Source organism: Actinokineospora sp. UV203 (assembly GCF_056323665.1).
Window position 1 is genome coordinate 2,785,895 of sequence record NZ_CM150484.1, and the last position, 21,125, is coordinate 2,807,019.

A 21,125-nucleotide genomic window follows, 5' to 3' on the forward strand; every position below is an offset into this window, starting at 1 on the left:
CAGCCCGCCGCGTCCGGTAGTCCACAGCTCGCGAGGCCCGGTCCACAGCCCGTCGCCTACCCCTGTCACCACACCCATTTCCGCGGGAACGTGGTCGAGGCAGCGAACGACGGAAGGGACGGACCGTGTGGGAAACAGGCGAGCTAATGCGCCCAGGCCGACAGCAGCGCACGAACATGTGCGGCCTCTGGCACCGCCAAGTCCTCGAACACCTCAAGCGACTCCTGCCAATCCGACCGCGCACCGTCCAAATCGGCCGCACCCTGCCGCACCAGCGCACGCACGTGCAGCGCCCTCGCGTGCGCCAGCCGCTGGCCCGCGCGGGCCGTCACGGTGATCGCGCGGTCGGCGTACTCGCGGGCGGCGGCGGTGTCGCTCGCGTCCAGAAAAGACTGTGCGACTTCGGTCAGTGCCCGGGCTTCGAGCAGCCGCATGCCGGTCTCGTCGATCATGGCCAGCGCCCGCAGGCCGTGGTCGATCGCGCCCGCCCGGTCACCGGTGCGCCTGCACAGGGCGCCCATGCCGGTGAGCACCGACGCTTCGCCGTAGCTGTAGCGGATCTCCTCGGCGAGTGCGCGGGCGTCGGCGTAGTTGTCGGCGGCGGCGGACCATTCGCCGGTGCGCAGCTGGATGGTCGCGAGGATGTCGAGCCCGCTGACCTCGTGCCTGCGTACCCGGAGCTGCCGCGCCTGGTCGATGGCCTGACGAACCAACACGGCGGCCTCGGTCAGGGTGCCGCGGTCGCACCCGGTCTCGGCCAGGCACACCAGCATCGCGACCTCGCCGTGCCGGTAGCCATAGCGGCGGCACACCGCCAACGCGTCCTGGTAGCACTGCTCGGCCTTGCCGAGGTCGCCCACCGCCCAGTGGGTGAGCCCGAGCCCCTGCGCCGCCGCGGCCTGGACCTGGCGGTGGCCGATGCGGGTGCTCAGCTCCAGCGCCTCGGCGTGCCGGTCGAGCGCGGTGCGCGGCCTGCCCAGCAGCAGCGCGGCGATGCCCAGGTAGTTCAGCGCCGCCGCCTCCCCACGGGGGTTGCCGATGGCCCGGTAGATGTGCAGCGACTCCTCGCAGAACGCCGACGCCTGGGCGGGCTGCCCGAGTTGCGAGTACGCGCGACCAAGGTTGTGCAGGGCGGCCGCTTCGACGACCCGGTTCCCGGTCCCCCGGCTGAGTTCCTGCGCCCAGCGCAGGTGCTCGATGGCGTTGCCGTAGTCGCTGAGGTTGCCGTAGATCTGCCCGAGCAGCTCGTGCACGGCCGCTTCGGCGTCGACGTCACCGGCGTTGCGGGCCGCGGTCAGCGCCGCGGCGCACACCGCGATGCCGTCGTCGCCGTGGCCGCGGTTGGAGAAGTAGCTGCCCAGCGCCTCGGCGAAACGCCACGCGTAGCTGTGCAGGCCCAGGCCGCCCGCGGCGAGGGTGGCGGCCACCAGGTTCGCGCGTTCGGCGTCGAGCCAGCTGATCGCCGCCTGCTCACCGCCGCCCGACGCCGCGGGCTCGACCTGCCAGAGCACCGCACTGTGCGCGCGCACGGACTTGAGGTAGTGCTCGAAGAGCCGGACGACGGCGTCGTGGCGGTCGTCGTCCTCGTCGTCGAAGCCCGCGCGGTCGGCCGCGTACTCGCGCAGCAGGTCGTGGAAGGTGTAGCGGCCGGGTGTGTGCTCGCGGATGAGGTTGCCGTGGTCGAGCACGCGCAGCAGTCGGGCGGCCTCCTCGGTCGTCGCGCTCACCAGGGCCGCAGCGCCGAGGGCGTCGATGTCGGTGCCGGGCACCAGGCCGAGCAACCGGAACAGGCGCCGGGCCGCGGGGGTGAGCTTCGTGTAGGAGAGGTCGAATGCGACGCGGACCGCGGCGGACTCATCCCCGGCGACGGCGAGGCCAGCCATCCGACCCTGGTCACGCAGTTCCCGGGTGTAGTCGGCGACCGTGGTCAGCGGCCGGATCGCGAGGTTCGCGCCCGCGATGCGCAGCGCCAGCGGCAGGTGCGCGCAGGTGTCGGCCATCTCGGCGGCGGCGGTGGCCTCGCGGCGGGTGCGGGCGACGCCGACCAGCCTGCCGAGCAGGTCGACCGACTCCTCCGGCGCCAGCACGTCGAGCGGGAGCTGGTGCGCGCCGTCGCGGGCCGTGAGGCCCATGAGCCGGTCGCGGCTGGTCACCAGCACCAGACACCCCGGCGAGCCCGGCAGCAGCGGCCGCACCTGTTCGGCGGTGGCCGCGTTGTCCAGCAGGATCAGCACCTTCTTGCCGGTCAGCATCGTCCGGTAGAGACCCACGGCTTCCTCGGGGTCGGCGGGCACCCGCTCGGGCGCGACGCCGAGCGCGCGCACGAAGCGCACCAGCACCTCGTGCACGGTCGGCGGATGTCCCGCGGCGTAGCCCTGCAGGTTGACGCTGAGCTGACCGTCGGGGAACCGTGGCCGGACCCGGTGCGCCCACCGCACGGCGAGCGCGGTCTTGCCGACCCCCGCGCTCCCCGAGACCGCGATGACCACCGAGTGGCCGTCCAAGTCGGCGAGGTGCGAGTCGAGTCGGGTCATGGCGTCGGCGCGGCCGACGAAGCCCGGGGTCTCCGCGGGCAGTTGCGCGGGCGCACGCTGCGGCGCGGATTCCGGCTTGCCCCGCAGCACCCGCACGTGCGCCTGGCGGATCTCGGCGCCGGGTTCGATGCCGAGTTCCTCGTCGAGGCGGGCCCGGATGTCGGCGAACACGCCCAGCGCGGCGGCCTGCTCGCCGGTGCCCGCGAGGCCCAGGATCAGCCGAGCGTGCAGGCCTTCGTGGAGCGGTTCGTCGTGGACCAGGCCACGGGTGTTGAGCACGACCTCGTCGAACCGGCCGAGTTCGATCGCGACGTCGGCGTGGGCGAGGACGGCGTCGCGGCGGCGCACGTTCAGCGCGATCACCGCCGGGTGCTCACGCAGCGCGGGAAGGTCCGAGAGCGCGGGCCCGCGCCAGGCGGCGAGGGCGCGGTCGTAGAGGTCGGCGGCCCGGTCCGGTTCGCCGAGCCGGGCCGCCTGGGCCTTGGCCACCAGGTCGTCGAACCGGGCCATGTCGAGCTGGTCGACGCGCAGGTCGAGCCGGTAGCCGCCGGGGGTGGACGCGATCACGTCGGCGTTGCGCCTGCTCGCGGCGGTCAGCGCGCGCCGCAGCCGGGATATGTAGGTGTGCACCAGCCCGAGACAGCTCTCCGGCGGTTCCTCGCCCCAGAGCACGTCGACGATCTCGTCGTGCCGGACCGTGGTGTTGACCCGCAGCGCGAGCAGGGCCAGCAGGGTCCGCTGCTTGAGCGCGCCGACCCCGATCGCGCGGTCGCCGTGGTCGACCGAGAGCGGCCCGAGGATGCCGACGCGCACCCGCGGGGCGGGTGTCTGCTGGACGGCCGCGGCGGCGGCGAGGAAGGTGGCGTCGTCGGCGGGCACCCCGACCGCGGCGGCGAGCCTGCGGACGGTGTCGAGCCGGGGCCGGTCGACGCCGCCGCGCTCGATGTAGCGCAGCGCGCGCACGCTCAGGCCGGAGCGCTCCGCGAGTTCCTGCTGGGTGAGCCGGGCCCGCAGCCGATGCGACCGGAGGACTTCGCCGAACGGGATCGGCGGCTCCTCGATCATTTCGACGGTGCCCTCTCTTGCCGCGTTCAATTTGCCGGTCAGCTCATCGTAGTCCAACCGGGTGAGCGATTCAGGCAGGTAGCGGGCTTTGCCGAGCGCCGCGGGCGGCTGCCAAGCCGGTACAGACCGACTGCCAGGACACGTCCGTACCGTGTCATCCGGGGGAAGGGGGGAAGTGGCATGGCGCCCTGGGGGTGCGCCGTGCCACCCACCGTTCACCGCTCCCCACGCCGAGCGCGTCCGCGTCGCATCCCGGTAACCTGCCCCAGTGGGGGGCACAATTGCGGGCGAGGTCACAGCGCCGACCGCCCAGCACTCTTCGGCCGATCCGGAGCCGCCGCGGGCCGGGCCCGCGCTGGGCGGGCGGCTCGGCTGGTTCCTCCTCGTCGTGGTCGTCGCCGCCGGATTCGGTGTGGTCGCCTCACGCTCACCCGCTCCCGCCGCGGGACCGCCGACCGGTGACGCCGCCGCGGCCGCCGCCGCCATCGATACGCTGCTGGACCCGGAGTTCTCCGGGGACCCGCTCGCCGTGCTGCCCATCGACTTCACCAAGGTCACCGACGTCGTCGCGGACAGGGCCACCGACCCCGCCGGGCGTGCCCGGGCCGTCCATGTCGGTGGCGGCTGCTCGACGCCGTGGGGCGACGACGACACCCGCTGGGACTACTCGGTCGGCTGCAAGGCGCACGACCTGGGCTACGACCTGCTGCGCTACGCCGAGGAGAAGGGCGAGGCGCTGGGGCCCGACCCGCGCAGGCGCCTCGACCGGCGGCTCGCCGAGGACATGCACGGACAGTGCGAGCGCAACCCGCAGGGATCGGCGGGCACCTGCCGGATCGTGGCGGCGCTGTACTCGGCGGGCATGGTGGCCAACTCGTGGCACCAGCGGTGGGGGCCGCCGCGGGCCGAGCCGATCGGGCTGTGGACCGCGGGCCTGCTCGTCGTCATCGCGCTGCTGGTGGTCCGGGTCCCGGTGCTGCGCCGGACCCGGCGGGACCAGCCGCGACTGCCCCAGCCGGTGCTGTCCGCGGAGGAGGGCGACCGCGCGTCCTATCTCGGGTTCCTGCGGATGGTGAGCCTCGGCGGGTTCGTCCTCGCCGAGTCGGTGCTCGCGCTGGCGCCCCTGCTCGACCTGTCCGCGGCGGCGCTGTGGCCGATGACCTGGCTGCTGCAGCTGGTGCCGCTGTTCTTCTTCGCGGGCGGGCACTCGAACCTGCTGGCCTGGCAGGCCACGACCACCGGCTACGGCGGCTACCTGGCGCGGCGGGTGTGCTGGCTGATTCGGCCGGTGCTCGCCTTCGTCACGGCGTGGCTGGTGCTGCCGCTCTCACTCGACCTGGTCAACGCCCCACCCGAGGCGGTCCGGACCGTCGGCAGACTCGTGGTGCAGCCCCTGTGGCTGCTCGGCCTGTACCTGCTCGTGGTGGCGATGACGCCGGCGATGCTGTGGCTGCACCGCCGCGCCCCGCTACTCACGCCGCTGGCGCAGGCGGCGGTCGTGGTCGGCATCGGCGCGTTCGGGTCCGGGGTGTTCGCCGCGCACCTCGGTGGCGTGGTCCTCGCGTCGCTGTTCGGCCAGCTCGCCTTCCACTACGCCGACGGCACCCTGTGGCGGCTTCCCCGCGCGGTGCTCGCGGCGGTCGGGCTGGCCGCGCTCGCCGCCCTGGCCGCGCTGACGACCGTCGGGCCGCTGTCGCCGCTGGTGATGGCCGAGCCGACCGGGTCGGCGAGCTTCGTGCCGTCGGCGCCCGCGGTCATGCTCATCGGCCTGGCCCAGGTCTGCCTGGTCGCGCTCCCCCGCCGCGCGGGCGCCCGGGCCATCGCGCGCAGCGCCCCGGCCCAGGCGGCCCGGTTCGTCCACTCCGCGCCGATGACCGTGTACCTGGCGTATCTGTGCGCGATGCTGGTCATCGCCGGGATCATCGGCGCCGCCCGCACCGCCGGTCTGCCGACCACCGGGGTCGACTGGCTGGTCCAGCCCCGACCCCTGCTCGCCCTCGCGCTGCTCGGGGTGCCCACAGCGCTGGCGTTCGTGCTGTTCGAATGGCGTTCCACCCTGGACCCGGACGCGGCGGCCGCCCAGGACCGCGCGGGCTCCCGGTGGGACGCGGTGGCCGCGACGCTGGGCACCGGCTACGGCGCGATCGGCACCCTCGGCTTCGCGGTCACCGGGCTGACCGGCACGCACGCCTCGCCGGTGCTGCTGGGGGTGCCGCTGGACCCGATGTCGAGCATCGTCCATCTGCTGCTGGGCTGGTACCTGCTGCACTCGGTCCGCACGGGCACCACGGCGACGCCGTGGCCATGGCTGTTGACCGCTATCGCGTGCGTCCCGCCGATCGCCGGATCGAGCGGGATCACCGTCCACTGGGTCACTCTTGCCTTGGCGCTCGGCCTCGCGACGAGTCGATTCCTGGCCCATCGCCGCAGGTCAGAGCCCCAGTCGCGGGCACACGGTGAGGCGCTCGCCACGGCCGAGAGTGTGCCGTGACCGGTGACTCACACCCGTGTGACACGCTACGGCCCAACCTGGGGAGGCCCTTCGGCGTCTTACGGGTGTCCGCGGTTCCGGGTCGTCATGAGCGTCCCCATGCCTGAAGAGACGGAAGGGAGTCGGCGTGGAGTACCGGCCGCCGCCTAAGTCAGCGAGCCGAGCGGGCCAAGGCAGGCCCGCTTCGCCGCGCTCGTCGACCGGCACCGGGCGACCCTCCGCGACTCCTCGCATCACCGGCAGACCGCACCACTCGGCACCGACCGAACGGATGGCCGAGCGGGCCACGCCGCCGCCCCGGTCGCGGGCCCCGCGCCCGTCGACCCGCCGCCCACCGCCCCCGCAGAAGCGGAAGATGACCGGCGGCAAGGTGTTCGTGACCCTGCTGTCCGTGCTGGTGCTGGTCGCCACCGGCTACTACTCGAAGCTCGCCGACAACTTCACCGACGGGCTGTCGACGGCCGACGTCATCGAAGGCTCCGGAGAGAAGCCCGCGGACGGCGCGGTCGACATCCTCATGGTCGGCATGGACAGCCGCACCGACGCGCAGGGCAACCCGCTGTCGAAGGAGCAGCTCGCGATGCTCAACGCGGGCAGGTTCGACGGTGAGATCAACACCGACACCCTGATCATGATCAGGATCCCGAACGACGGCGGGAAGGCGGTCGGCGTCTCGCTGCCCCGCGACTCCTACGTCGAGATCCCGAACTACGGCAAGCACAAAATCAACTCCGCGTACGGCCGGGCCAAGCTCGAAGCGCGCGCCCGACTGCAGAAGCAGGGCGTGCAGGGCCGCGATCTCGAGGTCAAGTCCAACCTCGACGGCGCGAAAAGCCTCATCGCCACCGTGGAGAAGCTGACCGGCGCCAAGATCGACCATTACGCCGAGGTCAACCTGCTCGGCTTCTACGACATCACCAACGCCATCGGCGGCATCGACGTCTGCCTGAACAAGGCGGTCAAGGACAACTTCTCCGGCGCGAACTTCCCGGCGGGCAGGCAGAACCTGCAGGGCACCGCGGCGCTCGCGTTCGTCCGGCAGCGACATGGGCTGCCCAACGGCGACATCGACCGGATCGCCCGCCAGCAGGTGTTCATGAGCGGCATGGCGAAGAAGATCCTCTCGAAGGACCTGCTGGTCCCCGGGTCGGCGACGCTGGGCAAGCTGCAAGAGGCGATCAAGAAGTCGGTCGTGCTGGACCCGGGCTGGGACATCATGCGGTTCGCCCAGCAGATGATGGGCTTCACCGGCGGCAACGTCACCTTCCAGACAATCCCGATCGTCACGATCGACCTGGCCACGCCCAACGACGGCAGCGCGGTCGGCGTCGACCCGGTGGCCGTGCGCAAGTTCGTCCAAGCCCTCATCAGCCCCGGGGGCCCACCGTCCACGGACGCCACCTCGCCCGGAACGTCCACCACGGACGGCACGTCGGCGGCGAAGCCGACGGTGAACGTGCTCAACGGGTCGGGCCGCGACGGGCTCGCGGGCGATGTCTCCGACGTGCTGTCCGGGCAGGGGTTCAAGCCCGGCACCACGGGCAACGCGGCGGCCAGGCAGAAGACCGTGGTCCGCCACGCCAAGGGCGACAAGGCCGCGGGCGAGGCCGTGGCCCAGGCGCTGGAGGGCGAGTTCCCCGTCGAGGAGGACGCCAACCTGGCCAAGGGCAAGGTCACGGTCCTCCTCGGCAAGGACTACGCGCAAGCAGGCCAGCGGCTCGCCGCTGACCCTCTGCTGACCCTCAACGGACTGGCCCAGCAGCCGCAGCCCGCCTGCATCAACTGACGGTCCACCCGTTCGGCCTAACTTCGGGCAAGCTCGGGCCGATCCGCGTCAGAGTCGCGTGGTTCATCACTTCCTCAAGTGAGACCGGGAGTAACACCGGACCTGACGAAGGGGTGAACGTGCGGATCGATGCGGCGGTCTACCAGCGCGTACTCGGGGACGAGATCCGCCGCCTGCGCAAGCAGCGCGGCTGGACCCGCAAGGAACTCAACCGGCGGCTGCAGACCGAGATCTCGCTGCAGACGCTGGCGACCTACGAGTTGGGTACCCGGCAGTGCTCGGTCGTGCGACTGGTGGAGATCTGCTTCGCCCTGGACGAACACCCCCACGAGCTGATGGCCCGCGTGCACGACCGCGTCTTCTCCGGCACCACGGTCGGCCGAATACGCGTCGACCTGCGGTCGGTCGTGCATGAGCGAGGCTCCGACCTGCTCCCCCTGCGCCGCTGGGCCGCCGAGCGCCTCACCGGGCACACGGGACCGGCGCCCGCCGAGGTCCACCTCGACATCTCCGCGATCGAGCGGATGGCCGAACTGTGCGACGTCGAGGTCCGCGACCTCATCGCCCGCCTCAGGGCCATCCGCCCCGCACCCCCCACCCCCGCCACCTGACTCGCGGGTCAGGCGGGTTGCTTGACCTTGCCGCGGGTGATCAACTCGAAGTCCGCCGGGTCGACCTTGCGGGTGCGCATCCAGTAGCGCCAGGTGAAGCCGGGCCAGATGGTGCGGTTGACCCCCTTGGCGTCGAGGTACCAGCTCTGGCAGCCGCCCTGGGTCCACACGCCGTCGGCGAGCTTGCGCTGCACCTCCTGGTTGAACCGCTCCTGGGCCGAAGCGCGTACGTCGATGGCATCGGCGCCGTGCTTCTCGACCAGGCGCAGGGCGTCGGCGATGTAGCGGATCTGGGACTCGATCATGAACACGACCGAGTTGTGGCCGAGGCCGGTGTTCGGGCCGAGCAGGTAGAACAGGTTCGGGTAACCCGAGACGGTGATCCCCAGGTGGGTGTTGATCCCGTTCTCGCGCCATTCCTTGGCCAGGTCGCGGCCGTCGCGGCCGGAGACCGTGAGGTAGTCGAAGGCGTCGGTCACGTGGAAGCCGGTGCCGTAGATGATCGCGTCGACCTGGTGCTCGCGGCCGTCGCGGCCGACGATGCTGTTCTCCCGGACCTCGGCGACCCCGTCGGTGTCGAGGTGCACGTTCGGCCGGTTGAACGTCGGGTAGTAGTCGTTGGAGACCAGCACCCGCTTGCAGCCCATGACGTAGTCGGGGGTGAGCTTGCGGGCCAGCTCCGGGTCCTTCACCGAGCGCTTGATGTTCCAGGCGGCCAGCTTGGAGGCGAACTTGAGGATGTTCTGGTGGCCGTTGAAGCCGACCGCGCGCACCTCGTTGATCCAGTACAGGAGGTGCCGGTAGCCGCGCTGGACGCCGGGGGCCTTGGCGAACAGGGCCTGCGACCAGGACGGCATCGCGTGGTCGGGCTTGGGCATGACCCACGGCGCCGTGCGCTGGAACAGGGTCAGCTCGGCGACGTCGGGGGCGATCTTCGGGACGAACTGGATGGCGCTGGCGCCGGTCCCGATCACCGCGACCCGCTTGCCCTTAAGGTCGTAGTCGTGGTCCCACTGCGCGGAGTGGAAGGTCGCGCCCTGGAAGTTCTCGATGCCGGGCAGCTCCGGGACCGACGGGATGTGCAGCGCGCCGATGCCCGCGACCAGGTATTTGCCGACGTAGGTGTCGCCGGAGGCGGTGCCGACGTACCAGCGGCTCTCCTCCTCGTCCCACCGCGCGCTGGTGACCTCCACGCCGAAGCGGGTGTAGCGGGCCAGGCCCCACTTGGCGGCGACGCCGCGCATGTAGTCCCAGATCTCGGCCTGCGGGGCGTACGAGCGGGTCCAGTCGGACTTCTGCTCGAAGGAGAAGGAGTACATGTGGGACTGGATGTCGCAGGCGCAGCCCGGATAGCTGTTGTCGCGCCAGGTGCCGCCGAAGTCGGTCGCCTTCTCCAGGATGACGAAGTCGTCGCGGCCTTCCCGGCGGAGCTGGATAGCCATCCCCATGCCGGAGAAGCCGGTCCCGACCACCACCACACCGGTGTGGATGAGCTCGCCCATCTCCCGATCCTCCATACGTCTGTGTGTGTTACTCGGAGTCCAGCTTACCCGGAGTAGGTTACTTGCGGTAGAGTCAATTCCGTGACCACCAGCGAGCGCAAGCGTCGGATGCCTCGGGCGGAGCGCGAACGCCAGATGATGGGCGTCGCCGAAGAGATCTTCGCCGAGCGCGGCTACGCGGCGGTCTCCATGGACGAGATCGCCGAACGCTGCGGCGTGTCCAAGCCGATGATCTACGAGTACTTCGGCTCCAAGGAGGGCCTGCTCGTCGCCTGCATCCGCGCGGCGCGGGCCGACCTGTCGAAGTGCACGCTGGAGGCCGTGGCGGGCGCGGGCACCGTCGAGGAAGCCCTGCGCCGCGGCCTGGTCGCCTTCTTCGAGTTCACCGACACGCACCGCCGCTCGTGGTCGCTGATGCTGCGCAACGAGGCCGCGCTGGCGGGCCCGGTGGCGATCGCCGAGGTCGAGGAGGTCCGCCGTGAGCAGGTGGAACTCGACATCACGCTGTTCGCCGCGTTCGTGCCCGACAAGCCGCGGACCGAACTGGAGATGCTCGCGCAGATCCTCGTCGGCGCCTGCGAGCGGCTCTCCCTGTGGTACGTCAACCAGTCCCAGGTGACCGCCGCGCAGGCCGCGGACATGCTGATGTCGGTGCTGTGGAACGGTGTCGCGGGCGACATCCCGGCCGGATAAATCGCCCGCGCGGGGCTACCCGAATCATTTTCTCGACGCTAGCCGTCCGGCGGAACCGTCCGGCGTTGTGTTAAGTATCAACCACGGACGTCTGAGGGGCGATGACACATGTTCGAGCCGATCGAGGCCAACTACACACCGGACGGCGACGACTGGAAAGTCGAGGTGACCTGCCGCGGGAAGACGCTCAAAGCGACCGCGCCGGGCCTCATCGCCGCCCGTGACCACGCTGACCAGCTGGTGGAGAAGTTGGCGCCGAACGAGAAGATCAAGACCGTCGTCCACACCCTCGAGGGCGACGCGGTCAACTTCACCGCCGCCTACCTCACCGCCCGCCTGGGCACCGACCCCAGAAAGGCGGACGAGGTAACAACCCCGCCCGCCCCCTCTGGCTCCTAGCTGCCTCTGGCAATCCGCCGCATCATCACCGCCACCTAAGGGGACCGTGACGAAACCCGACCACGGTGCCCACCAATCCGTGCCTGTCACACGACAGGTGACCAACCCCAAAAATTCCGGGGAGGCGGACTAGCGGCGGACTAGCCTAGAAGAGCTTGCGCACCAGCAGGAAACCGACCACGACGCCGACGGCGATGAGCGCGAACTTCACCTTCGGCTCGTCGGCCTTCGCGCGGGCGGACGTCTTCGCGTTGTCCACCAGCCGCTTCGGGTTCGCTTTGGTGCCCAGCTGGTCCAATGTCGATGCCAGTGCGTCGCGCGCCTGCTCGATCTCGCGCTGGATGGTGTCGGGGTCGCGGGCCACGTGTCCTCCTAGAAGTCCGGCGACACCACGTTAGATCACCGGCCACCCGCGCCGCGCAGGGGCCACGCGGTTAGGCTGTTCCCGCCCGCGCTAGTCGCGAGGCGGGGGGACCGTAGCCCAATTGGCAGAGGCACACGGTTTAGGTCCGTGCCAGTGAGAGTTCGAGTCTCTCCGGTCCCACCAGCGAAGCGACGGCCCCGACGCCCACCAGGCGCCGGGGCCGCCGCTGGTGATCAGGGCTTGTTCATCCCGAAGGTGTAGCCGCCGGAGCCCGCGTAGGCCACGACCTTGTACTGGTAGTAGCCGGCGGTCCCGCTGTAGGACAGCGTCTCGTCGGCCTTCTCGGTCTCGGCCGTGGCCACGTTCGCCCAGCCGCTGCCGTTCCATTTCTGCAGGTAGAGGTCGAAGTCCGTGCCGTCAGGCCCGTCCACGCAGCCGGCGTGGGTGCCGCTGGTCGTGGACTGGTACCAGGTGCCGTTGGGCTGGATCGCCGAGGCGCCCTGGTTCAGCGTGCCGGTGTGCTTGGTGGCGTAGGTCGAGCAGACCCCGGGTGTCGGGGTCGGGTCGGTCGAGCCGTTGGCGACCAGCCAAAGGCTGTCGGCCATGTTCCAGTAGGTCGCCAGGTAGCTGCCCGCGGGCGGATTCGTGTGGTAGTAGTCGTTGTGGCCGCAGTCGAAGCGCGAGTCCTTGGCCCGGTCGGTGCAGATGTAGCGCATCTGCGGGTAGTTGGGTGTGTCGCTGTAACACATCAGGTCCCACTCGTCGGTGCAGTGCGCGCCGCCGCTGGCGTTGGGGGCGTTGTTGTTGACCGCGCCCAGGTTGTGGCCCAGTTCGTGCGCGGGTGTGTCCGCACCCCAGCAGCTGGTGTCGGTGCGGCCGTAGGACGGGCCGTAGTTGCTGCGGTTGGTGGCGCCCTTGCGGGTGTCACCGGCGAAGTCGCCGATGCCGCAGTACACCGACGAGTCGGCGAAGATCACGTACTTGCGGTCCTGGCGGTTGTAACCCTTCTGCGACAACGCGTTGCTCATGCTCGTGAAGTCCGCGAGCTGGCTCGACGTGATCTGCACCTTGCTCACGACCGGCGTGCAGCTCGCGTCGTGCAGGAGCCGGACGTGTCGGGTGCCGCCGGTCTCCTTGGCGCTCTCGTTGTAGATGTCGCTCATGCCGATCGCCCATTGCTCGATCGACGTCTTGTACTGGGCGAACCGGTCGGTGCTCGCGTAGACGTAGAGCACCTGGGCCCGGTTGCCGCTGGAGCCGTCGCCGACGCAGACGCCCGCGGCCATGGTCTGCTGCGTGGACAGCGGCTGGACGTCGGAGCCCATGCGGTAGCCGGGCGGCGGCTGGTCCGGTCCGTGCGAGCACACGTCGTGGCCACGCACGAGATAAGTCCCCTTGCAGGGACCCGTCTGCGCGATGTTCAGTCCTTTGTAGACCAGGCCGCGCGCGGGCTGGTCCTCCGGGACGGATTCGATGACCGGGTGGGAGTGTCCATCCGGGGCCACAGGAAGCGGCCCGGCCTTCGCGCTCGCCGCCGGGGTGGGCGAGGCGTTGGCGGAGAAAGTCTGCACACCGACGACGGTCAGACCGACGGCGGCGACAAGCACGCAGGCGGCACGTAACCGCCTGGGTGTGGAGCGTGGTGAACGCATGGCGTATTGCCCTTCATGCAGGGAAGGACCTGGACGTGCCTGCCGTTGCAGGGGTGCGGGCACAGGTCGAAGTGACAATCGCAGCGTGTGTACCGGCTATATATCCGCCAATCGGCCCAATGATTTAAGAAAACGATGTGAACCACTCTGTGAATTAAGGTGACCGCATGGCCACGACCACGGTGATCGCCACGAACCGGCGAGCGCGTCACCTCTACGCCGTCCTCGACACGCTGGAGGCGGGGGTGATGCTCGTCGGCACGGAGGTCAAGAGCCTGCGGCTGGGCCGGGTGTCGCTGGTCGACGCCTTCGCCACGATCGACGACGGCGAGGTGTGGCTGCGCGGCCTGCACATCAACGAGTACGCCATGGGCACGTGGACCAACCACACCCCGCGCCGCGTGCGCAAACTGCTGCTCAACCGGCGCGAGATCGACCGCTGGGACATCCGGGTCCGGGAGAGCGGGCTGTCGTTGATCCCGATGTCGATGTACTTCAGCGACGGCCGGGCCAAGGTCGAACTGGCCCTCGTGAAGGGCAAGAAGACCTGGGACAAGCGCCAGGACCTGGCCACCCGCGACGCCAACCGGGAGATCGAGCGCGAGTTCGCCCGGCACGTCAAAGGTCAGCGCCGCTGAACCGCGTTGCGGCGGATTCGCACCGCTCGTGACACGATCAGCGCATGCGCGCCCCGCGGCCCTTCGCGGCGCTCCTGCGACTGGTCGACCGGTTCGAGGAGCGCGGCGTCTACGTGCCCGGCGAGGACAACCACGCGATCTCGCCATGGCGTGACTTCGGCTGGCTGATCGCGGCCTGGCTCGTGTTCATCGGCGTCTTCGTGCTCTTCTTCGCGCTCGCCGCCTGACGCGGGCTGAGCAGTGGCGCCGATCACTTGGGGTGCTCTCCTGATCACGGCTCGGCCACAGCACGACACCAGGTACGACTCAACGGCCTAATGGAGGCCGCATCCGGCTGGTCGGCCAGTAAAGGTGGACACGAACCCCCGAGCGTCCCCAGGCAAGGAAGTGGCACTGACCGTGAAAACCGTCGGATGGGCGGCTGCCCTCTGCGCGCTGCTGGTGTTGGTCACCGGCTGCGGCAGCGGTCCCGCGTACTCCGAACCGGCTGAGCGGTCCGTCGCCGCGTCCGCCGCCTCGAGCCCGTCGCGCAGCGGCGAGCGCAGGCCGCTGGGCGACGACCTCTCGATCACGGTTTCGGGACCCACCTCGTTCGTGCCGACCGACTCGGCGTACCCGAAGAGCCCGCGCGCGTTGGGTTTCGACGTGACGGTGGAGAACCACGGCACGACGGCGTACCGGCCGACCGTGCTCGTGCTGACCGCCACCGCCGACGGCGCCACCGCCCGGCAGGTGATCGACTCGACCCAGGGCTACGCCGGGATGGTCGGCGACATCGAGATCGCGCCCGGCGCGAAGGCGCGGTTCTCCGTGGCGTTCGCCGTGCCGGCGGACCGTGTGTCGGTGCAGCTGAGCGCCCAGCCGGATCCCGCGTCGCGGTCGATGGTGATGGTGTTCGAGGGGCTCGCGTAGGCGCGCGCTAGTTTCAACGGCATGACGCGACTTTCCGAGGGCGACCAGGCTCCTGATTTCACGCTCCTCGACAGCGAGGGCAACGAGGTCTCGCTGTCCGACTTCCACGGCAAGTCCGTGGTCGTCTACTTCTACCCGGCGGCGGCCACCCCGGGCTGCACCAAGCAGGCCTGCGACTTCCGGGACAACCTCGCGGAGCTCGACGACGCGGGCTTCGCCGTGCTCGGGGTGTCCCCCGACAAGCCCGCGAAGCTGGCCAAGTTCGTCGCGGACGAGGGCCTCACCTTCCCGCTGCTGTCCGACCCCGACCGCGCGGTGCTCACGGCGTGGGGCGCGTACGGCGAGAAGCAGCTGTACGGCAAGACGGTGACCGGTGTGATCCGGTCCACATTCATCGTCGACCCCGAAGGCCGCATCGCGCACGCCTTCTACAACGTGCGGGCCACCGGACACGTCGCCAAGCTGCGCAAAGACCTCAAGCTCTGACCGAGTGCGCGGTGCGCGACAACCAAATCGGCGGTTGTCGCGTACCGCGGGCGCGGCGGAATAGTTGCCCGCCGAGGGCGTCAACTTCGCCATCGGGTGACGGCGTATTCACAGCATGCGCCTGCTGCCGTTCCTCGTGCTCACCCTGCTCGCCGGGTGCTCCTCGGCGCCGATCGGCGTGGTGTCCGCGCCCGCGCCGGTCGAGGTCGGCACGACTGCCGCCGCACCAGTCGAGTCGTCGGTTCCGACTGCCAAGCCGTCGGCCGTGAAACCGACCCCGGCGCCCAAGAAATCTGTCGACGTGGCAGGCGCGGTGCGCGGGGTCGAGAAGTCGGCCACCGTGGGCGCGCTGGTGATCGACCGGCAGACCGGCGCGGAACTGGTGTCGGTCAACCCGGACCGCGGGTTTCACTCGGCGTCGCTGGTCAAGCTGCTCATCGCCCTCGACGTGCTGCATACCGGCAACGGCGACCGTGATCGGGTCCGGCGGATGCTGCAACTGTCGGACGACCCGATCGCAGGCGAGCTGTGGACGCGGTCGGGCGGAGTCGCCATGGTCATCCGCTCGGCGAAACGGCTCGGCCTCACCGACACCCGGCCGCCCGCCGACCCGGGCCGCTGGGGCGACACACTGCTCAGCGCGCGCGATGTCGCCCGGATCTACACGCACGTGATGACCGACCTGCCCACCGCGGACAAGGCCCTCGTCGTCGACGCGCTGGCCGAGGCCCCGCGGATGGCGGCGGACGGGTTCGACCAGCATTTCGGCATCCCCACCGGGATCGATGCGGACTGGGCGGTCAAACAGGGCTGGGGCGACAACGCGAAGGTGGACTTCGTGCACAGCACCGGGCTGGTCGGGGCGAAGTGGCGCTACATCGTGGTGCTGCTGACCGAGCACCCGCCGTCGACGCGGCTCACGACGGCAACTTCGTCGGTCACGGCCGGGGCCAAGGCGATCGGGCGGCTGGTGTCCGAAAACGAGGGATAGGCTGTGCCGCCTCCCCGGAATTTGACGGTCGTCGCGTGACGTGTGATCTCCGGTCCGACTTGTCACCGTGGCAGGCCGCCGTCACGGTCCCCTTGGGTTCCGGTGGTCCCCGACGTATGTCAGACCGCGCAGGGTTCCGCCGAGCGATGGCCGGTAGAACCCAGGTCAGTCAGCCAGTGATCGCAGGTCGTCGAGGAGTAGGCGGAGCGCCCGGCCTCGGTGGGACTGGGCGTCCTTCTCCGCGGGCGCCAGCTCGGCCGACGTCCTCGTCTCGCCGTCCGGCACGAAGATCGGGTCGTAGCCGAACCCGTTCTCCCCGCGCCCCGCCCGGATCACGGTGCCGCGCCATTCGCCGCGGACCACGACCTCGCGGCCCTCGGGGACCACCAAGGCCGCCGTGCACACGAAGGCCGCACCCCGGCGCTCATCCGGGACGTCCGTCAGCTGGCCCAGCACGAGGTCCAGGTTGGCCTGGTCATCACCGTGTTTGCCCGACCACCGCGCCGACAACACCCCCGGCATCCCGTTCAGCGCGTCCACCGCCAGGCCTGAGTCGTCGGCTATCGACGGGAGGCCGGTGGCCGCTGCCGCGTCGCGAGCCTTGGCCAGGGCGTTTTCCTCGAAGGTCGCGCCGGTTTCCGGGGCGTCCGGGAATTCGGGGACGTCGGCGAGGCCGATGATCTCGATGCCCGACACGTCGGCGTCGGCCAGGATTCGGCGCAACTCGCCCAGCTTCTTGGCGTTGCGGGACGCCAGCAGCACTCGGGTCATCCGGCCAACTCGCCCGGGTAGGGCAGCGCCAGGGCCTCTGCCTGGATGCGGTTGAGCTCCGCGCAGCCCGCGAGGGCGTAGTCGAGCATCTGGTCGAGGGTGGACCGGGCGAACGTCGCGCCCTCCCCCGTGCCCTGGACCTCGATGAGCGTGCCCGCGTCGGTCGCCACCACGTTCATGTCGACTTCGGCCCGCACGTCCTCCTCGTAGGGCAGGTCGAGCCGCACCCGGCCACCGACGACGCCGACGCTCACCGCGGACACCGCGCACGAGAACGGCTGCGGGTCCGCGAGCTTGCCCTTCGCCCTCAGGTACGTCACGGCGTCGTGCAGGGCGACGTACGCGCCGGTGATCGCCGCCGTTCGGGTGCCGCCGTCGGCCTGGATGACGTCGCAGTCGAGGTGGATGGTGTTCTCGCCGAGAGCCGCCAGGTCGATGCACGCGCGCAGCGAGCGGCCGATGAGCCTGCTGATCTCGTGCGTGCGCCCGCCGATGCGGCCTTTCACCGACTCTCGGTCGCCGCGGGTGTTCGTCGCCGAGGGCAACATCGCGTACTCGGCGGTGACCCAGCCGAGCCCGGAGCCCTTGCGCCACCGGGGCACGCCCTCGGTCACGCTGGCCGCGCACAGCACCCTGGTCTTCCCGAACTCCACGAGCACCGACCCCGCGGGCCAGTCCTGGTAGCCGCGGGTGAGCTTGATGTCCCTGAGCTGGTCGTCGTTCCTGCCATCGCTTCGCGCCACGTGCAACACCCTAGATGGGGTACGTGGCGCCCTGTTCGACGAGGACCACTTCGCCGTCGTACGCGGCCCGGACCTCGGCCGTCACCGCGTCCTTGTCCGTCCACGGCGGGATGTGGGTGATCAGCACCCGCTCGACGCCCGCCCCCGTCGCGAGGACGCCCGCCTCGTGACCGGACAGGTGCAGGTTCGGCGGGTGGTTCGGCGAATGGGTCCACGACGCCTCGGATAGGAGAACGTCCGCGCCGTCGACGACCTCGACCAGCGCGTCGCACATCGCCGTGTCGCCGGTGTAGGCCAGGGACCGGCCGCCGTGGCTGATCCGGAAGCTGAACGACTCACACGGGTGCGCCGCCGGGGCGACGACCACCTCGAAGGGTCCGATGTGGACTTTCCCGGGCCGCAGCGCGTGGAAGTCGAACACATCGGACAGGTCGGTGACCGCCCGGTCGGCCTCATCGGTGGCGTATGCCGCGATGAACCGGGTCGGCGCCTCACTCGGCGCGTAGACGTCCAGCTTGTTCACCCGCGGGTCGTACGGCGGCGCCGGGTGGTAGCGGCGCAGCACCGACAGGCCGGAGAAGTCGGCGCAGTGGTCGGCGTGCAGGTGGGAGAACATCAGCGCGTCGAGGTCGAACGGGTCGACCACGGCCTGCATCGCGGCGAAGGCGCCGTTGCCGAGTTCGATCCCCAGCAGGAAATCGTCAGCGGCCAGCAGGTAGCCGGAGGCGGGCGCGTTCGGGCCGGGAAAGCTCCCCGAACAGCCGAGGACGGTCAGTAGCACCTCGACAGACTGTCACAGCGAGCGCCCGGACACGATCACCGTCGAGCCAATGGAGCAACACTTGCCAACTCCGGCCCGAGAAATCTGCGTGCCAGGCGATGAAACGGCTCCGCGGGCCCGGTGGCGACGAACTCGTGCGCCGGTTCGCCCGCGTCCTCGGCGAACAGGTCGTGCTCGGCGAGGACCCGGAAGACGTCCTTCGCGCACTCCTCGGCGCTCGACACGAGGGTGACGTCCTGCCCCATGACGATCTGCACGACGCCGGTGAGGAGCGGGTAGTGCGTGCAGCCGAGCACCACCGTGTCCACCTCCGCCTCCTGCAGTGGCTCGAGGTAGGACTGGGCGAGGCCGAGGATCTGCCTGCCCGAGGTGACGCCCTTCTCCACGAAGTCGACGAACCGCGGGCACGGCGAACTGGTCACGGTGACGCCGGGAGCGGCGGCGAACGCGTCGTCGTACGCGCGGGAGCGGACGGTGCCCGCGGTGCCGATGACGCCGACGCGACCAGACCGGGTCGCCGCCACGGCCCGGCGCACGGCGGGCACGATCACCTCGACCACGGGGATGTCGTAGCGCTCGCGAGCGTCGCGCAGGCATGCCGACGAGGCGGTGTTGCAGGCGATGACCAGCATCTTCACCCCGTCGTCGACCAGCCGGTCGGCGATCGCCAGCGAATGCGCGCGGACCTCGGCGATGGGTCGCGGGCCGTACGGGCTGTTGGCGGTGTCGCCGACGTAGCGCAGCCGTTCGTGCGGGAGCTGGTCGAGGATCGCGCGCGCGACGGTGAGGCCCCCGACACCGGAGTCGAAGATCCCGATCGGAGCCTGAGGTCGTGTCACGCCTTGAACGTACCTGCAACCGTGGGCTTGTCCGCGACGGCGGCGAACCAGGCGGCCAGGACACCGCCGATCGCGCCGAACAAGTGACCCTGCCAGGAGATGCCGGTGTCGCCGGGTAACACGCCGAGCAATGTGGTGCCCCAGTACGCGAACAGGATGGCCGCGACGCCCAGCTGCAAGATGCTGCGGTTGAACAGGCCGCGCACCAGCAGGAACAGCAGCCAGCCGAAACACAGCCCGGACGCGCCGATGGTGATGGTCCCGTCAGGGCTGGTCAGCCAGACCCCGATGCCGCTGACGAGCCAGATCGTCGCGGTGACCGCGATCCACTGGCCCAGCCCGTTGGCCATCGCGAGGAAGGCGAAGACCAGCAACGGCACGCTGTTGCCGATCAGGTGCGACCACTCCCCATGCAGCAGCGGGGACCAGATGATGCCGTCGAGCCCGTCGACGCTGCGCGGGATGATCCCGTTCGTCTCCAGGTTCGCGGGCAGCAGCCGGTCGGCGAACTCGATCAGGTAGAGCAGGACGGCGAAGCCGCCGACGACGATGCCTGCCTGGGCCAGGTTCGGCGGCAGGACTCGGCCTGCGGATCGCTTGGCGGGGACGGTGCTCACGAATCCGAGGTTACGTGCTCGCGGGTGGCGGCGGATCCGGAAGAACCCTGATGTCGTCCCCGAGCGCCAGATCGACGGCCAGTTCCGCGTGCAGGCGGGCGGTCGGGAACACCGGCACCGGGCTGTCGGCCTGGGTGAGGAGGAGTTCGATCTCGGTGCAGCCGAGGATGATCCCCTCGGCACCGCGCTCGACGAGCCGGGCGATGACCTCGCGGTACGCCTGCCGGGACTCGTCGCGCACGATGCCCAAGACCAGTTCGTCGTAGATGACGCGGTGCACTGTCGCACGGTCGGCGGCGTCGGGGACCAGGACGTCGAGGCCGTGTTCGGCGAGCCTGCGGGTGTAGAAGTCCTGCTCCGTGGTGAACGCTGTCCCGAGCAGGCCGACCCGGCGCGGGCCCGCCCGACGCACGGCGGCTGCCGTGGTGTCGGCGAGGTGCAGCAGCGGCGCGTCGATCCGGTCGGCGACCTTGTGCATGGTGTTGGTGCACAGCACGATGATCTCCGCGCCTGCCCGAACCAGCGCTTGGGCGGCGTCGTCCAGGACAGCGGCGGCGTCGTCCCAGCGGCCTTCGACCTGCATGCGTTCGATGTCGGCGAAGTCCACGGAGTACAGGACGCAGCGCGCCGAGTGCAGGCCGCCGAGGCGTTCACGGGACCCGCTCGTTGACGACCCGGTAGTACTCCGCCGACGACTCCCAGCTCATCCCGCCGAGCAGCCCGATGACCTTCACGACGCGACGGCACTCGGGAGCCGGTGCAGCGACTCCTCCATCCGGCGCGTGATGTCACGCGACCCGAACAGCTTCAGGGCGATCTTCTTGAGGTCGTCGGCAGGCTCCTGCAGCAGGCGGAGCCGCACGGTCGTGCCGTCGCCATCGGCTTCGAGTTCGATGCGGAAGACGACGGAGGAGGCGTACACCGTGGCGGGTTTGCCGTCGACCCGCTCGGCGGTGTGCTTCCAGGCGATCAGCTTGTCGGGGACGAACTCGATGACCTCCTGCTCGATCTCGGAGGTCTTCGTGCGCCAACGGCCATGCTGCAGCCGCTTCTCGCCCCGGCCGCTGCCGGAGAGGATGTCGGTGCGGACGGCGAAGCTGAACCAGTCGGGGGCTCGGCGGGCGTCTGAGACGACTGTCCAGACGTCGGCTGTGGGTGCCGGGACATGGCCGGAGCGCTCGATCTCAATCACGGGGTCAACCTAACCCAGAGCCCATTCGACAACGCTTTGGTAGCCGATCGGATCAGCC

General features: G+C 70.4%; 20 protein-coding genes, 1 tRNA gene and 1 pseudogene. 11 read left to right on the top strand and 11 right to left on the bottom strand.

All coding sequences use genetic code 11. The features are described from left to right. Positions 1–143: 143 nt before the first annotated feature. Positions 144–3,656, bottom strand: coding sequence for a tetratricopeptide repeat protein (locus ACUZ2Y_RS12935; RefSeq protein ID WP_476330410.1), 3,513 nt, complete (start codon positions 3,654–3,656; stop codon positions 144–146). Between the two features lie 211 nt (positions 3,657–3,867). On the opposite strand from ACUZ2Y_RS12935, the gene ACUZ2Y_RS12940 reads away from it, so the two are divergent. The 3 genes from ACUZ2Y_RS12940 (at position 3,868) to ACUZ2Y_RS12950 (ending at position 8,487) form a co-directional block, all read left to right on the top strand. Next, on the top strand, positions 3,868–6,090 hold the full coding sequence (locus tag ACUZ2Y_RS12940) for a phospholipase A2 (protein ID WP_476330412.1): 2,223 nt from the start codon (positions 3,868–3,870) through the stop codon (positions 6,088–6,090). Between the two features lie 355 nt (positions 6,091–6,445). Further along, positions 6,446–7,876 carry an LCP family protein gene (locus ACUZ2Y_RS12945; protein ID WP_476330415.1) on the top strand — a complete coding sequence of 477 codons (1,431 nt, stop codon included), beginning with the start codon at positions 6,446–6,448 and terminating at the stop codon, positions 7,874–7,876. Between the two features lie 119 nt (positions 7,877–7,995). Further along, complete coding sequence (locus ACUZ2Y_RS12950; RefSeq protein WP_476330416.1) at positions 7,996–8,487, top strand: helix-turn-helix domain-containing protein; 492 nt, start codon at positions 7,996–7,998, stop codon at positions 8,485–8,487. Positions 8,488–8,495: 8 nt separating this feature from the next. Here ACUZ2Y_RS12950 and ACUZ2Y_RS12955 read toward each other — a convergent pair whose 3' ends face one another. After that, positions 8,496–9,989, bottom strand: a complete 1,494-nt coding sequence (locus ACUZ2Y_RS12955; RefSeq protein ID WP_476330419.1) for a flavin-containing monooxygenase — start codon at positions 9,987–9,989, stop codon at positions 8,496–8,498. An 81-nt stretch (positions 9,990–10,070) separates the two neighbouring features. Between ACUZ2Y_RS12955 and ACUZ2Y_RS12960 the strand changes: the two genes are divergently transcribed. Further along, positions 10,071–10,682, top strand: coding sequence for a TetR/AcrR family transcriptional regulator (locus ACUZ2Y_RS12960; protein WP_476330421.1), 612 nt, complete (start codon positions 10,071–10,073; stop codon positions 10,680–10,682). A gap of 108 nt (positions 10,683–10,790) precedes the next feature. Then, entirely contained in the window at positions 10,791–11,081 is a 291-nt protein-coding gene (locus ACUZ2Y_RS12965) for a hypothetical protein (protein WP_476330424.1), read from the top strand. Positions 11,082–11,226: 145 nt separating this feature from the next. Here the strand turns inward: ACUZ2Y_RS12965 and ACUZ2Y_RS12970 are convergent, their stop codons facing one another. Next, complete coding sequence (locus ACUZ2Y_RS12970) at positions 11,227–11,445, bottom strand: DUF3618 domain-containing protein (protein ID WP_476330426.1); 219 nt, start codon at positions 11,443–11,445, stop codon at positions 11,227–11,229. Positions 11,446–11,551: 106 nt separating this feature from the next. Between ACUZ2Y_RS12970 and ACUZ2Y_RS12975 the strand changes: the two genes are divergently transcribed. Then, positions 11,552–11,628: transfer RNA gene (locus ACUZ2Y_RS12975), tRNA-Leu, on the top strand. A gap of 50 nt (positions 11,629–11,678) precedes the next feature. On the opposite strand, the gene ACUZ2Y_RS12980 is transcribed toward ACUZ2Y_RS12975, so the two are convergent. Beyond that, entirely contained in the window at positions 11,679–13,052 is a 1,374-nt protein-coding gene (locus ACUZ2Y_RS12980) for a hypothetical protein (protein WP_476330429.1), read from the bottom strand. Between the two features lie 212 nt (positions 13,053–13,264). Here ACUZ2Y_RS12980 and smpB point away from each other — a divergent pair, with 212 nt between their 5' ends. From smpB to ACUZ2Y_RS13005, 5 genes are all read left to right on the top strand, one after another. Then, entirely contained in the window at positions 13,265–13,735 is a 471-nt protein-coding gene (gene smpB / locus ACUZ2Y_RS12985) for an SsrA-binding protein SmpB (protein ID WP_091383120.1), read from the top strand. A 44-nt stretch (positions 13,736–13,779) separates the two neighbouring features. Beyond that, positions 13,780–13,962 carry a hypothetical protein gene (locus ACUZ2Y_RS12990; protein ID WP_091383123.1) on the top strand — a complete coding sequence of 61 codons (183 nt, stop codon included), beginning with the start codon at positions 13,780–13,782 and terminating at the stop codon, positions 13,960–13,962. Between the two features lie 172 nt (positions 13,963–14,134). Next, a complete protein-coding gene (locus tag ACUZ2Y_RS12995; protein WP_476330432.1) occupies positions 14,135–14,647 on the top strand; it encodes a hypothetical protein in 513 nt (170 codons plus the stop codon). Positions 14,648–14,668: 21 nt separating this feature from the next. Continuing rightward, positions 14,669–15,133 (top strand): thioredoxin-dependent thiol peroxidase, encoded by a 465-nt coding sequence (bcp, locus tag ACUZ2Y_RS13000; RefSeq protein WP_476330434.1) that lies wholly within the window; start codon positions 14,669–14,671, stop codon positions 15,131–15,133. Positions 15,134–15,248: 115 nt separating this feature from the next. Beyond that, a complete protein-coding gene (locus ACUZ2Y_RS13005) occupies positions 15,249–16,124 on the top strand; it encodes a serine hydrolase (protein ID WP_476330437.1) in 876 nt (291 codons plus the stop codon). 165 nt (positions 16,125–16,289) lie between these two features. On the opposite strand, the gene rdgB is transcribed toward ACUZ2Y_RS13005, so the two are convergent. The 7 genes and pseudogenes from rdgB to ACUZ2Y_RS13040 form a co-directional block, all read right to left on the bottom strand. Then, positions 16,290–16,895: an RdgB/HAM1 family non-canonical purine NTP pyrophosphatase gene (gene rdgB / locus ACUZ2Y_RS13010; RefSeq protein WP_476330440.1), complete on the bottom strand. Its 606-nt coding sequence runs from the start codon at positions 16,893–16,895 to the stop codon at positions 16,290–16,292. Beyond that, positions 16,892–17,638: a ribonuclease PH gene (rph, locus tag ACUZ2Y_RS13015; RefSeq protein WP_476330442.1), complete on the bottom strand. Its 747-nt coding sequence runs from the start codon at positions 17,636–17,638 to the stop codon at positions 16,892–16,894. The genes rdgB and rph overlap by 4 nt, the downstream gene beginning before the upstream one ends. Positions 17,639–17,648: 10 nt before the next feature. Continuing rightward, entirely contained in the window at positions 17,649–18,419 is a 771-nt protein-coding gene (locus ACUZ2Y_RS13020) for an MBL fold metallo-hydrolase (protein ID WP_476330445.1), read from the bottom strand. A gap of 35 nt (positions 18,420–18,454) precedes the next feature. Beyond that, on the bottom strand, positions 18,455–19,258 hold the full coding sequence (gene murI / locus ACUZ2Y_RS13025; protein ID WP_476330447.1) for a glutamate racemase: 804 nt from the start codon (positions 19,256–19,258) through the stop codon (positions 18,455–18,457). Further along, positions 19,255–19,875, bottom strand: a complete 621-nt coding sequence (locus ACUZ2Y_RS13030; protein ID WP_476330449.1) for a rhomboid family intramembrane serine protease — start codon at positions 19,873–19,875, stop codon at positions 19,255–19,257. Before ACUZ2Y_RS13030 ends, murI begins: the two co-directional genes overlap by 4 nt. A gap of 10 nt (positions 19,876–19,885) precedes the next feature. Further along, a pseudogene (locus ACUZ2Y_RS13035) lies at positions 19,886–20,609 on the bottom strand (aspartate/glutamate racemase family protein). After that, positions 20,606–21,067 (bottom strand): SRPBCC family protein, encoded by a 462-nt coding sequence (locus tag ACUZ2Y_RS13040; protein WP_476330452.1) that lies wholly within the window; start codon positions 21,065–21,067, stop codon positions 20,606–20,608. Before ACUZ2Y_RS13040 ends, ACUZ2Y_RS13035 begins: the two are co-directional and overlap by 4 nt. Positions 21,068–21,125: the final 58 nt, after the last annotated feature.

Bases quoted from the DNA above. Each gene is read 5' to 3' on its own strand.
- ACUZ2Y_RS12945 (WP_476330415.1), top strand. From the start codon at position 6,446: ATGACCGGCGGCAAGGTGTTCGTGACCCTGCTGTCCGTGCTGGTGCTG.
- ACUZ2Y_RS12955 (WP_476330419.1), bottom strand. From the start codon at position 9,989: ATGGGCGAGCTCATCCACACCGGTGTGGTGGTGGTCGGGACCGGCTTC.
- ACUZ2Y_RS12965 (WP_476330424.1), top strand. From the start codon at position 10,791: ATGTTCGAGCCGATCGAGGCCAACTACACACCGGACGGCGACGACTGG.
- smpB (WP_091383120.1), top strand. From the start codon at position 13,265: ATGGCCACGACCACGGTGATCGCCACGAACCGGCGAGCGCGTCACCTC.
- ACUZ2Y_RS12990 (WP_091383123.1), top strand. From the start codon at position 13,780: ATGCGCGCCCCGCGGCCCTTCGCGGCGCTCCTGCGACTGGTCGACCGG.
- bcp (WP_476330434.1), top strand. From the start codon at position 14,669: ATGACGCGACTTTCCGAGGGCGACCAGGCTCCTGATTTCACGCTCCTC.
- ACUZ2Y_RS13005 (WP_476330437.1), top strand. From the start codon at position 15,249: ATGCGCCTGCTGCCGTTCCTCGTGCTCACCCTGCTCGCCGGGTGCTCC.
- rdgB (WP_476330440.1), bottom strand. From the start codon at position 16,895: ATGACCCGAGTGCTGCTGGCGTCCCGCAACGCCAAGAAGCTGGGCGAG.